We start from the raw sequence: 13,719 nt of genomic DNA, 5'->3' as shown, positions 1-13,719 counted from the left end.
CAAATGTCCTATGCCACCACCCTACCCTCACGGGCGACCGTCCATGCATACCTTTCGGCGCACGTATGAATACAGGCGGCGAGAGGAAGAGACAAGCTTGTGAGGCGATTATTGAACCCCGTCGATGCAAACAAAAAGCCGCCACAGACCGTAAGACCTGCGGCGGCTTCACCTCAATTAATAGTTGAGTAAATACCTGAGCCTACCCCTCGATGCGACTCAAGAACTCACGCGTGCGCTGCTCGCGCGGATGGTCGATAACCTGATCGGCAGGCCCCTCCTCGACAATGCGGCCGCCATCCATAAAGACCACGCGATCGGCAACATCGCGCGCAAACTGCATTGCGTGGGTCACGATCACCATCGTCATATTCTGCGCCGCAAGGTCTTTAATGACACGCAGCACCTCGGCCGTCAGCTCGGGATCGAGTGCCGAGGTCGGCTCGTCAAAGAACAGGATCTCCGGGTCGAGCGCTAGGGCGCGGGCAATACTCACGCGCTGCTGCTGACCGCCCGAAAGCTCACAAGGAACCTTGTTCTCGTTGCCCGTAAGCCCCATCTGCGCGATCAACTCGCATGCACGTGCCTCTGCCTGCTCGCGCGGACGCTTGAGCACGCGAATCGGAGCATCGGTGATGTTTTTCATCACGGTATAGTGCGGGAACAGATTGTAGTTCTGAAACACCAGACCAAACCGCGAGCGCGCCTGTTTAGGAACATCGCCCTTTGCGTACACCGCGCCCGAACCCGCATCCGTCGCGACGGCAAGGTCGCCAAACGAGAGCGAGCCTCCGTCGAGTGTCTCGAGCAGCGTGGCACAGCGCAGCAGCGTGGACTTGCCGCCACCCGAAGGCCCGATAATCGCCACGACCTCGCCACGCTTCACCTCGAGCGAGATATCCTTGAGCACCTCATTGCCGCCAAACGCCTTGCGCGCGCTTTCGATTTTCATCACTGAGTTAGTCATGATAGTAGTCCAGCTTCTTTTCGGCGGCGCCCAGCAGCATCTCGACCACAAAGTTAAAGACCCAGTAGATCAACGCCGCAATCGCAAACGGCACCATGCTCACCTGCGAGGCGACCAGCGCCTTGGCCGTCGAGAACATCTCACCCACGCCAATGGCAAACGCCAGCGACGTGTCCTTGACCAGCGTGATGATCTCGTTGCCCATCGCCGGCAGAATACGCTTGGCGACCTGCGGCATCACGATATACAGAAACGTCTGCACGCGCGAATAGCCCAGCACCTCGGCAGCCTCGTATTGACCGCGCGGAATGGACTGCAAGCCCGAGCGATAGATCTCGGCAAAGTAGCCGGCATAGTTGATGATGAACGCCACGACGCACGCCGTCCACTTGGAATCGGGAGTGAGCGAAATGCCAAACACGTAGTACGGGGCAAAGTAGATGGCAAACATCTGCAGCATGAGCGGCGTACCGCGCATGACCGAAATGTAGATGCGCGCAATCCAGCGAAGCGGCACGATTTTGCTCATGCGCATAAACGCCACGGGGATTCCCAGCGGAATCGACCCGAGCAGCGTCAGTACAAACAGCTGCAAACTGACCAAGAATCCCTGGCCAAGCATCTGCATCATGACCTGAATAGACATTACTTGAGCACCCAATTATCGAAAGATAGACCATAGCTTGAATACTTGTCGCAGAGATCCTTAACCGTACCGTCATCGTAGAGTGCCTTGAGCGACTCGGTCACGGCGTCGGCCGACTTGGTGTCGCCCTTCTTAAAGCCGACGGCGTAGTGCTCGCTGGACAGCGGCTCATCAAGCTGCGTATAAGCATCGGGCTTGGCGGCAAGCTGATACTGGGCAATCGAAAGGTCGCAAGCCACGGCATCGACCGCGCCGCTCTCGAGCTGCATAAAGGCCGTGTTGTACTCGCCGATCGTGTCGAGCGTGGCAAACGTCGCCGCCAGATCCTTCTGTTCGCCCTCGAGCACATCCTGCGCAGCGGAATCGGTCTGGGTAATCACGGTCTTGCCGGCAAGATCGTCCCAGCTCTTGATGCCCGCGTCCTTCTTGACCACCAGCACCTGCTCGTTGAGCATGTACGGCTCGGAAAACGTGTAATCGTCCTCACGGCCCTCCATGGTAAAGCCGTTCCAGATGCAGTTGATGGCGCCCGAGTTAAGCAGCGTATCCTTGGCATCCCAGTCGATGGCCTCGTATTTGACCTCCCAGCCCTGCTTATCGGCAACAGCCTTGGCAAGATCGAGATCAAAGCCGGTGTACTCACCATCGTCGCCCACAAAGCCGTACGGAGGATAGGACTTATCAAAGCCCACCACGAGCTTCTTGGACTCCGCAGCGCCCTTCACATCCTTGGCCGCGGCAGAGCCAGCAGCGGAGCCCTTGCCGGCACCACCGCCGCAACCGACAAGACCAAGGCCAAGCACCATGGCGAGCGAGCCGGCTAGACCAACAAACTGACGACGAGACATATCGGTGTTCATGGTATTCCCCTTTGGTAGCACTTTAGTTAGGTAAAGTGAGTCGTGTAACGTCCAGAATCATACACTCTACCTTGATAAAGTACAAGGGAGAGGTTGCCCGGCGTGGGCGGGGAGCGGCGCGTAATTAAGTTTCCTGCTCTACAGTCCTGCGCAAGACGGAAAGCACATTAAGTGCTTTCCTTTGCGTGCGGAACTCGCGATAAACTTAATTACGCGCCGCTCCCCGCCCACGCCGGGCAAACATCGTTGGACTTATCGCTGACATGAAATGGGCGCTTGCATATCGTCTGCTAACTTGGCACGGTACAATGCTTTCAGATTTCAATTTGTAAATTAGTGGAGTTATTGATGGCAGAATCTCGTGCGGAGCGTAAGGCTCGTCGTGCTTTGATCGAGGCGGCTGAGGGGTCAGAGGAGAAAAAAACTTCTCAGAAATCCAAGTCGTCTCAGGACGCGAAGGGTAAGTCGGCCAAGGGCAAGGCTAAGGCCAAGCGTCCCGGCTCTCGTCGGAGCGAGGATACGGCATCTCAGACTCGCTCCAAGCGCCCGTATAAGAATCCGGTTCCGTCTGCGCGCAAGGCCGTTGATCCCAAGTCTCCTTGTTCCATCATGAAAGCTTGCGGTGGGTGTACGGCGCTCAATCGTCCTTATAAGAAGCAGCTCGCCGCCAAGCAGGCTGCTATGGAGGAGCTTTTTGCTTCGCTTTGTGCGCGTGAGGGCATTGCTGTAGATCCTATTCGTGGTATGGGTGTCACCCTGGGCGACCCGGGCAAATATCCTGCGCCGCGCGGTTTTCGCCATAAGGCCGCCACTCCCTTTGCTCCCGGTAAGGAGGGCGCTGTCCGTTGCGGTTTCTTTGAGCGCGGCACGCACAAGATCGTTGCCGTACCCGAGTGTCCTGTCGAGGCACCGGGCGCCCGTCAGATTCTCAACGGCATCGCACGCGAAGCTGAGCGGCTGCACATTCCCGCCTTTAACGAAGACAAACATCTCGGGCTGCTTCGCTATGCCGTCGTTCGCTGCGGCTGGCGCACCGACCAGATCATGGTCACCCTCGTGACCGCCCAGCGCGACCTGCCGCATGCACAGGATTTCTTTGAGGCCGTCGCTGCACTCGATCCGCGTATCGTCACCGTCGCCCAAAACATCAACGGACGTCCCGGCAACGCCATCCTCGGCGAGGAAACCCGCATTGTATATGGCGCCGAGTGCATGCGCGACCAGCTGCTCGGCTGCGAGTTCGATATCTCCCCCACCGCGTTCTACCAGACCAACCCGCAACAGACCGAGCTGCTCTACCAGCTCGCTATCGACGGTATGGATCTGCACCAGGGCGATGTGCTTATGGATGCCTACTGTGGCAGCGGCACCATCGGTCTTTGCGCAGCTAAAGATGCCCAGAACAAGGGCATCGGCATCATGCTGCTCGGCGTGGAGCGCAACCCGGCAGGCATTGCCGACGCACGCCGCAATGCCGAGCTCAACGGCCTCACCCGCAGCGCTTGGTTTATGGCCGACGACGCCACCGATTACATCCTGGATGCCGCCGATAACAACGAGCGGGTCGATGTCCTTTCCATCGATCCGCCGCGCGCCGGCTCCACGCCCGAGTTCCTCGAAGCTGCCTGCGCGCTTAAGCCGCGCCGCATCACCTATATCAGCTGCAACCCCGTAACTCAAGAGCGCGACCTGCATCAGCTCCTCGACGGAGGCTATTGCCTGCTCAAGATCACGCCCGTCGACATGTTCCCTCACACCGACCACACCGAAACCGTAGCGGTCCTCGAACGCCGCTAACCGACCTCAGTAGATTTTTGGGACAAGAAAGGGGGCGACCCGCCTGGGCCGCCCCCTTCGCTTGGTTTATAAACTCCGCTACATCCCATTGCGCAGATCGCACACGCCGGCTGCCGCCATCTCGCGCAGCAGCGTCTCGCGGTCGCGCGTCACGATCAAATCTAGCGGGAAGTGAATCTCGTCGAGCATCTTGCGCGCGTGATCGAGCTTGCCAATGGCCATGCCAATGTGGGCATCGGTTGACACGCCAATGCCCACGCCCAGCTCGGCGCAGCGCTCGGCGATCTTGCGGCATACGGCCCAATGCTCAGTGTCGACACCGTGTTCAAGACTATGGTTGTTGATCTCGATAACCTTGTGCTTGGCCTTAGCTGCCAACAGCACCTCGTCGATATCGAACGGCACGCCCGAACGCCCCGTGTGACCCAGCATGAACACCTTGGGGTGCTCCAGGGCATTGATATACATCTCGGTCGTCTGGGCCAGCGTCGCGCCTTCAGCAATCTGCGGATTATGCACGCTCGCAACCAAATAATCCAAATTTCGCGTAACCAAATCGAACAGCGAATGCTGACGGCTGTACGAATCACCGGCAATATCGAGCGTGACAGGAGTGTCCTCGCCAAACAGGCTTCCGTCCAGCGAAACGATATCGGCCTCGGCACCACGCAGCACCAGCACGCCGCTCCAAATGCGCGGCCAGATATCCTGGTTGATAAAGAATTGGTAACTGCGCAGGTCATTGGGGCAAGCCGTAACCATAGAGCTCAGATGGTCGGCAGATCCGAGCACCTGCAGGCCACGCTCTGCCGCCCAGTACACATTCTCCTCAATGGTCGAATATGCATGCGCAGAGAATATCGTATGGGTATGAATGTCACAAGAAAGCAGGTAGGGCATCAGGTCTCCTTATCTGGCACGGCCGTCGCTTATATTCATTGTACGCATAGCCTTCGATAGTCGTAAAACCACTCCATCCCAAAGACACAACGTCCATGACAACGGGGTCTGGCTTAACACCAAACCCCGTTTCACGTAAAACATTGTAGGCAGAGCGCTTTACTTTTAACGATACTCGTCCGCCAACTGTTTCCAAGCGGGTAGCGAATTGATAATCGTTTCGTAACTCACGCAATAGCCCAGGCGGAACCAACCCGGCATACCAAAGCTGTCCGAGGGAACCGCAAGCAACTCATACTTCTTTGCACGCTCGCAAAACGCATTCGCATCGGGTTCCAGCGCCTTCACCCACAGGTAGAATGCACCATCCGGCTCAACATAGGTGTAGCCGTACTCCGCTAGTGCGTCGGTAAGCGCGGTGCGGTTGCGCGCATAGGCCTCGACATCGCTCGGCTCATCGATGCAATCGATGATTACGCGCTGGAAGAGTGCCGGTGCGCATACAAAACCTAGCGTACGGGCAGCACCCGCAACAGCCGGCATCAGACGGGCAGCCTGCGGATTGGTGTTGGGAACCAAGATCCACCCCACGCGCTCGCCCGGCAGCGACAGCGACTTGGAATACGAGTAGCACACGATGGTGTGCTCGTAGATCGAGGGCACCCAAGGCACCTCGGCACCGTACACAATCTCGCGGTACGGCTCATCCGAGATGAGCATAATCGGATTCTCGGGATCGCGCTGAGCGTTGGCCTCGCGCAGAACATTGGCCAGTCGCGTCAGCGTGTCGCATGTATATACGGCACCGGTCGGATTGTTGGGAGAGTCAATGATGACGGCCGCCGTCTTATCGCTGATCGCCTTGAGCACGTTGTCCACGCTCAGCTGGAACGTATCTTCATCGGCGAGCGCCTCAACACACGTACAGCCGGCCTTCTCAATCCAAACGCGATACTCCGGAAAGTACGGGGCGATAACAATAACCTCGTCGCCCGGGTTCGTAACGGCGTTGAGCGTGCAGGTGAGCGAAGCTGCGGCACCCACCGTCATAAAGACGTCCTTACCCTCATAGTTCGTTCCAAAGCGGCGGTTGAGCGATTCGGCGACGGCCGCTCGACATTGCGGCAGGCCCGGAGCGGGGGTGTAGCCGTGCAACTGGTCACTCGGCAGCTCCAGGGCCTTCTTAATGGACTCCGCCACAGCAGCGGGTGCCGGAACGCTCGGATTGCCCAGCGAAAAATCAAATACGTTTTCCGCACCGATCTGCGCCTTGCGCTCAAGGCCATAGCTAAAAATCTCACGGATGATGGAGCTTTCCGCACCGCGAGCATACATAGTTTCGTTGATCATCTGTTCCCCTTTCGCATAGGCGCTATTGTACGCTTTAGCCGAGCAAAGTGCCGCAGCAATGTTGATTGGGGACAGACTTAAATGCGTGAAAACGCTCATTTAAGTCTGTCCCCAATCAACAGACGGCCCCATATCGCTCAAAAGAAAAAGCCTCCGCAGGTTTCCCCGCGGAGGCTTTCGCCACAAAGACTATTTGTCGGTGTCGGCATCGGCATCGGCATCGACGACGGCATGGTCATCGTCAGCATCATCGGATGCGACTTCGGCATCCTCCTGCATAGCCGCCTGCGCAAATGCCGCGGCATCGGCCGCCAGCTCCTCCTCGCTCATACGAGGCGCGCGCTTCTTGGTCGGCATGCCGGCTGCCTTGGCATTGCGCTCCTCCTTGGCTGCCAGGATATCGCCCTCGCGCTCAAGGTAGGCATCCCACTCGTTGTCGAGCAGGGCGTTCACGGCGTCGCCTTCGACGGTCTCGCGCTCAAGCAGCACCTTGGCCATCAGGTCGAGCTGATCGCGACGGGCATCCAAAATCTCGACCGCACGGCGATGGGCCTCACGCATAATGCGCTGGACCTCGATATCGATGCGGCGCGCCGTCTCCTCGGAGTAATCCTGGTGATCGGCGTAATCGCGGCCCAGGAATACCTGATGCTGCGCCTCGCCAAACACTTGCGTGCCCAGTTCCTCGCTCATGCCCAGGCGCGTGACCATCTCGCGCGCCATCTTGGTCGCGCGCTCCAAATCGTTGCTCGCGCCCGACGTGATGTCGTCGCACATGAGCTCCTCGGCAACGCGACCGCCCAAGAACACGGCAAGCTCGTCGAGCATCTCGTTCTTGGTCTTGAGGAAGTGGTCCTCCTGCGGAAGCTGCAGCGTATAGCCCAGCGCCTGGCCGCGGCTGACGATCGAGATCTTGTGGACCGGATCGGAATGCTCCAGGATGTGGCCCACCAGGGCGTGGCCGCTCTCGTGGTAGGCAATCGTGGTGCGCTCGGCCTCGGTCATCACGCGACCCTTGCGCTGCGGGCCGGCAATCACGCGCTCCATCGACTCCTCGACCTCATCCATCGAGATCACGGAACGATGGCGGCGGGCAGCCAGCAGCGCAGACACGTTGAGCAGATTTGCCAAATCGGCACCGGTGAAGCCAACGGTCATCTGGGCGAGCTTCTCAAACTTCACGTCCTCGTCCATCGGCTTGTTCTCGGCATGCACGCGCAAGATCTGCTCGCGGCCCTTCACATCCGGACGGTCGACCGTGACCTGACGGTCAAAACGACCGGGACGCAGCAATGCCGGATCCAGGATGTCAGGACGGTTGGTCGCAGCAATCAGGATGACCGACTCGCTCTCCTCAAAACCGTCCATCTCGACCAGCAGCTGGTTGAGCGTCTGCTCGCGCTCGTCGTGGCCGCCGCCCAGGCCGGCTCCGCGCTGACGTCCCACGGCATCGATCTCATCGATGAAGATGATCGACGGGGCCTGGGACTTGGCCTCCTTAAAGAGGTCACGCACACGGCTGGCGCCGACACCCACGAACATCTCGACAAAGTCGGAACCAGAGATGCTAAAGAACGGCACACCCGCCTCGCCGGCAACAGCCTTGGCCAGCAGCGTTTTACCGGTGCCCGGAGGGCCCACCAGCAACACGCCACGCGGGATCTTGGCGCCCAGTTTGCGATAGCGATCCGGATCGCTCAAAAAGTCACGGATCTCCTCGAGCTCCTCGACTGCCTCGTCCACGCCGGCAACGTCTTCAAACTTGACCTTGGGGCGCGTGGCCTCGTTGGTCTTGGCGTTGGTCTTGCCAAACTGCATGTTCCTGTTGTTGGCGCCCATCATCTGACGCATAAAGTAGAACATGATAGCGATCAGGGCGATCGTCGGAAGCACGCTCATCGCCAAGTCGCCCCAAAAATCGGGATCGTTGGTGTTGACGATGTACTTGGTATCGGGGTGCTCCGCCATAAGCTCGGCAAGCGAATCGGAGCCGACATAGGTCGAGGAGAAGCTCTTGAGCTCGCTCGTATCGCCCTTGTCCTTCTTCGTCTTCCAGTAATGACCCGTCACGCTTCCGTCTTGAACCGTATAGGTCAGATCTTCGACGCGATCCTGCTTGATGGCGCTCACCATCTCGCTCGTCGCGAGCTTTACGGTATTGCTGGAATTGGCAAAGCCGGAGCCCATGTTAAAGAAGGCGTAGCCCAGGAGCGCGCAAGCCAAAATAAAATACAGCCAGCCCGTACGCGTGGGCTTCTTGCCTCCGGGCATCCCCGGGATCTTAGGCTCCCGGGGAGTCTGGGAATTGTTATCGTTACGGTCGTCGGGCATCTTACGAATAAACCTCCGGTTTCAAAATGCCCAGATACGGAAGGTTACGATAGCGCTCGGCATAATCGAGGCCGTAGCCCACCACAAAGGCATCGGGGCAATGGGTTCCAACATACTTGGGCGTGATGGCCGAGGTACGGTCCTCAACGTCCTTCCACAGGAAGGCGGCGACCTCCAGAGAAGCGGGCTTGCGGCTCTCGAGGTTCTTCATCAGATACTTGAGCGTCAGGCCCGAGTCCAGAATGTCCTCGACGATCAGCACGTCGCGACCGCGGATGTCGATATCCAGGTCCTTAATGATACGCACGATACCCGAGGACTTCACGCCGTCACCATAGCTCGAAACAGCCATGAAATCGATGTTGGTCGGCAGCTCGATCTTGCGCATCAGGTCGCCCATAAAGACCACGGCGCCACGCAGGACCGCAATCAGCACCAGATCCTTACCCGCGTAGTCGCGAGTAATCTGCTCGCCTAGGCGAGAGACGATACCCTCGATATCCTCCTGCGTAAACAGAACCTTCTCGATATCCGGATGTTGAGAAGCCATGACAACCCTTTCTTGTGCTTATCGCCCACACACCGCCGTATGGACGCGAACTTCACATTCTAGCAGCGCACGGGGTATATTTTCCAGCCCGTACGCCATCAGCGCGGGAATACCGTCAACGTCGCACAGAATAGCTGACGTGAAACGCTATTCCGCATCGACCACGCGAAGCAGATACGCCACGCGCGTTGCGGCCGTGCATTTAAAACGCTCGTCCGTGCGAACGCCTGCGACCCATACCACGGCACCTCCCGGAGCCGTTCTCACCACAGGAACGCCTGCGCGCTCAGAAACGGGGATACGAGCCTCGTTGAGCAGGTCGGATACTTTCTTGCTTCGCCCACTCATACCCAACGGACACATCACATCCCCCGGCGCGGGACCGTCTACCCACAGACGCGCCAAACGCGCCTCGGCGGGAATCTCCCCGCGCGAGCCGGCGAGCATCCGTTCGCTATCGCGATCGGCAAAGCCCAGCGTCGCGGCATCCACCATAGCGGCCACCCCTCCGGCACCCGCGAGTTCACGGGCACGGCGCACAATATCGCACCCCGGCTCGACGGCCATCGTCTCTGCCACCAGGATGCGGCCCGCCCCCAGCGGCAATCGACCGGGAATGGTGACCCAATCGGCAACTAACCCCTCGCGCGCCGCCGGGGCCTTGAATGACAGCATGCCAAACTCCACGCGCGCATCGATTCCCGCCGGCAGCGTGACCGAACCCGAGCCTTCGGCGATACAGGCAAGCACGCGCTCCACATGCCGCATCTCCGGGCGAGCGTCGGGGTCGATACGCTTAATTGCCAGTCGCACCATACGCCGAGCAATCACCACCTCGGCCGCGGCCAGTCGGCGAGCGTCAAGGACCAGTGCACCCGCCGCCTCCTTACGCAGGCAGCTTCGAAACGCCTGCGCGGAAAGCTGGGAAAGAAATGCGTCCTCATCGCCTAAGATCTCGCAGGCGGCGCCAATCGTCTTACAGACGCTCGCGTTGCGCTGCGCCACCACCGGCATCACCCGATGGCGCACGTAGTTACGCAAGTACGACACGTCCTCGTTGCTCTCGTCCTCTCGCCACGGCTGACCATGCACCTGCAGATAGCCCACGAGCTCATCATGAGTCAGGTCGAGCAAGGGACGCACCACGATATTCCTTCGGCGGGGAATGCTCGATAGACCAGCGGGCCCCGAACCCTTAATCGCGTTCATCAAAAACGTTTCCGCGCGATCCGAAGACGTGTGCGCGGTGCAGATACGAGCCGCCGTTCGCGGTGCCCCCGTCTGGGCGCAGAGCTCGCGGACATACCTCCGCGCCGCGGCATAGCGCACCTCGCGGGCAGCCGCCTCGATATTGCCCGATTCATCATCAAAATAGGCATGCTCAACACACAGCGGCAAGCCATATTGTGCGCATAGGCCGCGCACAAAGGCCTCGTCGCCATCGGATGCCTCACCGCGCAGATGATGGTTCACATGCAGCACGTGCAGTCGCTCGCGCGCGATGGGAGCTACACCACGCCCATCCTGAATATCCAACTTTGATGTGCACGCCATAAGGAGCAAAGCCGTCGAGTCCGCACCACCTGATACCATGAGCACCACGGGGGCAGCCGTCTGCCGCGTTGCCAGGGCCTTATCATCAGCCCACGATGCAGCATGGTGTCCATAATGCTGAGATACCGTTGGCATTTGCTTCCTCCTCTATTCGTTCGCACCCATTGTATCCTTTGGAATCTTATGTCTCGTCTGCACCTTCATATCCTTGGCAGCGGCTCAAAAGGCAACTGCGCGCTCATCGAAGGCCCCCGGGGGCTCATCATGATTGACAACGGTCTTTCTCGCCGCGAGACATTAAAGCGCATGACAGAACTGGGGCTCTCGGCAGACAACGTCTCGGCTCTTCTCATTACTCATGAGCATACCGATCACATCAAGGGCCTCGATGTCTGGTGCAAGCACTGGCACGGCCCCCTCTTTGCCAGCAGGGGCACACTTTCGAGCAAAGAAAATCTTTCGCATCTGCCTGTCGAGGAATTCGATCCCGGTGACACCCTATCCATTGCCGGCATCCAGGTGCAAACCTACTCAACATCACACGATGTCATCAATCCAGTCGGCTATCGATTCGACGCCCTCGATGATTCCATCGGCTTTGCCACCGACACCGGAGAGCTATCGAGCCAGGCCATGAATACCCTCAAAGATTGTCGAGTCCTCGCGCTCGAAAGCAACCACGATGTGACCATGCTGCGCGAGGGAGAATATCCCCGCTTTCTTCAGGAGCGCATCCTATCTACAAAAGGGCATCTGTCCAACGATCAGGCCGCCGAAGCCGCACGCGAGCTTGTTACCGATCGCACCGAACAGCTTTTTGCCATGCATATCAGCCAAGATAACAATCGCCCGAGTCTTACCGTCAAAAGCTATGCCAAAGCTCTAGCCGCAACCCTGGATGACGAGGTCGGCAGCTCCGCTACCCTTCTCCAAGGATCGCGAAATCTCTCGATACGCCCCGCAAGCCAGTATCGGCCAGCAACCATTCAATAGACTGTCCTAGACAGCAAAAGGGGCCGGGAATCGCTTCCCAGCCCCTTTTGTTATCTTTTAATAGCGCAGAACACCAACGAAGTTAGTCGATGGAGATCTTCGTAACGTTCTTCTTCTCGACAATCTTGGGAACCGTAACGGTCAGGATGCCGTCGGCGTACTTAGCCGAGAGACCTTCGCTCGAAGCATCCTTGAGATACACACCACGCGTCGCGCTGTACGAGCTGAACTCCTTCTGCAGGAAGTTCTTGCCCTCGTTCTCCTCGTCTTCCTCGACATTCACGCTAATGGACAGACGGCCCTCGTTAAGCTCGACATCGATATCGTCCTTGGCGACGCCGGTCAGATAAGCCTTGACCTCATAGCCATCGCCCTTATCCTCAACGTCAACGGGGAACGCCTTAGAGGCAATCGAGCTGTTCGCTAGGTCGCTCATATCATCAAACAGATCGAACAGCGAGCTTGCAGAGGGACGAACGCCAAAAACCGAACGATAAGGAACCATACTTGCCATGTTTACCACTCCTTTATAGGACTGCCGAGTCATCTTCTAGGTGACTGGGACTTCTTTTGACGCTCTTATATATGCCCACCCGATGCTCATATATACATCGACTATAAAGTTTTTTGAGTCCAGTACTATAAGCATATCTAAGTGTGTAGCACTAAGGTTTTAGGAAGGTTAAGGTTCTTTGAACCAGAGCTTAAATAACGAGTATGTCCACAGCTACAAATAACAAGGGGCTTACAATGAGCGCGTACACGTTGTTGGTAACGAGCTAAAGGGCATCATGGACGACCAAAACCAGAACAATATGTTTATGCCGACGCAGGGGGAAGATATTTCCACGCAGCCGCCACGGTTCCATCGCCCCCACATCTCGCAAGAGCCCATTAATGATGCAGAGCCCGAATATGTGACGAGAAATCGATATCAAACGCTCGAGGATGCCCAAACGGGACGTAAGCATATGGGCGTCGCATCGGGCGATCCCGTATATCTAAAAGATGCACCGTTATCAAAAAACAGCGCAATCAATGACGACCCGACGAAAACGCCCATAACTCGGCAGCAAAGAGGTCCCCGACCTAAGCAAACCTTAACGCATTCGGCTCGTTATCTCGAAACGCCAAAACAGGGAAAATCAATCTTCGTTTCGTCAAATAAACGACGCAAGCAGCATCGACTGACAATCCTGCTTTTGATCATTGTGGTCATAGCAGTTGCACTTGTGATTCGATTTATTGTCTTTAAATAAAAGCTCATTACCCATAAGCCCAACCGGGTTACAGGTGAAATGCAACGACATTGTGAAGTGTAAACGCAAAAAAGGGGGAGGCCGCGAGGCCTCCCCCTTCTTCAAGTCGATGCGACGGCTCGGTGCCGTCCACCGGTCAGCGGCGCCCTGGCCTCCCACGGGCTGACCCCGCAGTACTCTCGGCGCGATGGGGCTTAGCTTCCGGGTTCGGAACGGGACCGGGCGTGCCCCCCATGCTCTGGCCGCTGACCGGTGGGCGGCGCCCACCGTTACGGTGATCCGGTGTCTCTCACGTGCCCTGGGGGCCGCATGGCGCATAGGAAAGGTGACTCGGGGGCATCCTCGTGCCCGGACCGCGCTTCAGAGCGCATGTCCCGCGGGCCGCGAGGTGCGGTTCCGGAAGAGCTCGGGCGATTAGTGCGGCTCGGCTGAGGACGTCGCCGCCCTTGCACCTGCCGTCTATCGACCAGGTAGTCTACCTGGGCCCTTACCGGAAGGAGAACTAATCCCTG

General features: G+C 58.1%; 12 protein-coding genes and 2 rRNA genes. 3 read left to right on the top strand and 11 right to left on the bottom strand.

What is annotated here, in order from left to right:
- Positions 1 to 202: 202 nt before the first annotated feature.
- Genes I4W09_RS07270 through I4W09_RS07260 form a run of 3 tightly spaced genes read right to left on the bottom strand, consistent with a single transcriptional unit; the run spans position 203 to position 2,473 of the window.
- Positions 203 to 967, bottom strand: coding sequence for an amino acid ABC transporter ATP-binding protein (locus I4W09_RS07270; RefSeq protein WP_230318724.1), 765 nt, complete (start codon positions 965 to 967; stop codon positions 203 to 205).
- Positions 960 to 1,613, bottom strand: a complete 654-nt coding sequence (locus tag I4W09_RS07265) for an amino acid ABC transporter permease (protein ID WP_196033247.1) — start codon at positions 1,611 to 1,613, stop codon at positions 960 to 962. Before I4W09_RS07265 ends, I4W09_RS07270 begins: the two co-directional genes overlap by 8 nt.
- On the bottom strand, positions 1,613 to 2,473 hold the full coding sequence (locus I4W09_RS07260) for a transporter substrate-binding domain-containing protein (protein ID WP_196033244.1): 861 nt from the start codon (positions 2,471 to 2,473) through the stop codon (positions 1,613 to 1,615). The genes I4W09_RS07265 and I4W09_RS07260 overlap by 1 nt, the downstream gene beginning before the upstream one ends.
- Before the next feature lie 348 nt (positions 2,474 to 2,821).
- On the opposite strand from I4W09_RS07260, the gene rlmD reads away from it, so the two are divergent.
- Complete coding sequence (gene rlmD / locus I4W09_RS07255; RefSeq protein ID WP_196033241.1) at positions 2,822 to 4,270, top strand: 23S rRNA (uracil(1939)-C(5))-methyltransferase RlmD; 1,449 nt, start codon at positions 2,822 to 2,824, stop codon at positions 4,268 to 4,270.
- 78 nt (positions 4,271 to 4,348) lie between these two features.
- Here rlmD and I4W09_RS07250 read toward each other — a convergent pair whose 3' ends face one another.
- From I4W09_RS07250 to tilS, 5 genes are all read right to left on the bottom strand, one after another.
- Positions 4,349 to 5,170 (bottom strand): phosphatase, encoded by an 822-nt coding sequence (locus I4W09_RS07250; RefSeq protein ID WP_196033238.1) that lies wholly within the window; start codon positions 5,168 to 5,170, stop codon positions 4,349 to 4,351.
- Positions 5,171 to 5,335: 165 nt separating this feature from the next.
- Positions 5,336 to 6,520 (bottom strand): pyridoxal phosphate-dependent aminotransferase, encoded by a 1,185-nt coding sequence (locus I4W09_RS07245; protein WP_196033235.1) that lies wholly within the window; start codon positions 6,518 to 6,520, stop codon positions 5,336 to 5,338.
- Positions 6,521 to 6,709: 189 nt separating this feature from the next.
- Complete coding sequence (gene ftsH / locus I4W09_RS07240; RefSeq protein WP_196033232.1) at positions 6,710 to 8,851, bottom strand: ATP-dependent zinc metalloprotease FtsH; 2,142 nt, start codon at positions 8,849 to 8,851, stop codon at positions 6,710 to 6,712.
- Position 8,852: 1 nt separating this feature from the next.
- Positions 8,853 to 9,401, bottom strand: a complete 549-nt coding sequence (hpt, locus tag I4W09_RS07235) for a hypoxanthine phosphoribosyltransferase (protein WP_196033229.1) — start codon at positions 9,399 to 9,401, stop codon at positions 8,853 to 8,855.
- Between the two features lie 147 nt (positions 9,402 to 9,548).
- Entirely contained in the window at positions 9,549 to 11,090 is a 1,542-nt protein-coding gene (tilS, locus tag I4W09_RS07230; protein WP_196033225.1) for a tRNA lysidine(34) synthetase TilS, read from the bottom strand.
- A gap of 48 nt (positions 11,091 to 11,138) precedes the next feature.
- Here tilS and I4W09_RS07225 point away from each other — a divergent pair, with 48 nt between their 5' ends.
- Complete coding sequence (locus I4W09_RS07225) at positions 11,139 to 11,948, top strand: MBL fold metallo-hydrolase (protein ID WP_196033222.1); 810 nt, start codon at positions 11,139 to 11,141, stop codon at positions 11,946 to 11,948.
- An 82-nt stretch (positions 11,949 to 12,030) separates the two neighbouring features.
- Here the strand turns inward: I4W09_RS07225 and I4W09_RS07220 are convergent, their stop codons facing one another.
- Positions 12,031 to 12,462: an Hsp20/alpha crystallin family protein gene (locus I4W09_RS07220; RefSeq protein ID WP_035138719.1), complete on the bottom strand. Its 432-nt coding sequence runs from the start codon at positions 12,460 to 12,462 to the stop codon at positions 12,031 to 12,033.
- A gap of 277 nt (positions 12,463 to 12,739) precedes the next feature.
- Here I4W09_RS07220 and I4W09_RS07215 point away from each other — a divergent pair, with 277 nt between their 5' ends.
- Entirely contained in the window at positions 12,740 to 13,207 is a 468-nt protein-coding gene (locus I4W09_RS07215) for a hypothetical protein (protein ID WP_195192728.1), read from the top strand.
- A gap of 134 nt (positions 13,208 to 13,341) precedes the next feature.
- On the opposite strand, the gene rrf is transcribed toward I4W09_RS07215, so the two are convergent.
- Together rrf and I4W09_RS07205 are read right to left on the bottom strand one after the other, a co-directional pair.
- A 5S ribosomal RNA gene (rrf, locus tag I4W09_RS07210) occupies positions 13,342 to 13,457 on the bottom strand.
- Between the two features lie 143 nt (positions 13,458 to 13,600).
- A 23S ribosomal RNA gene (locus I4W09_RS07205) occupies positions 13,601 to 13,719 on the bottom strand; the annotation flags it as partial.

The sequence above is a fragment of the Collinsella aerofaciens genome, from assembly GCF_015670795.1.
Classification (GTDB): Bacteria; Actinomycetota; Coriobacteriia; order Coriobacteriales; family Coriobacteriaceae; genus Collinsella; species Collinsella aerofaciens_Q.
Note: the sequence above shows the minus strand (reverse complement) of the source record. Positions and strands in the feature narration are given on the sequence as shown.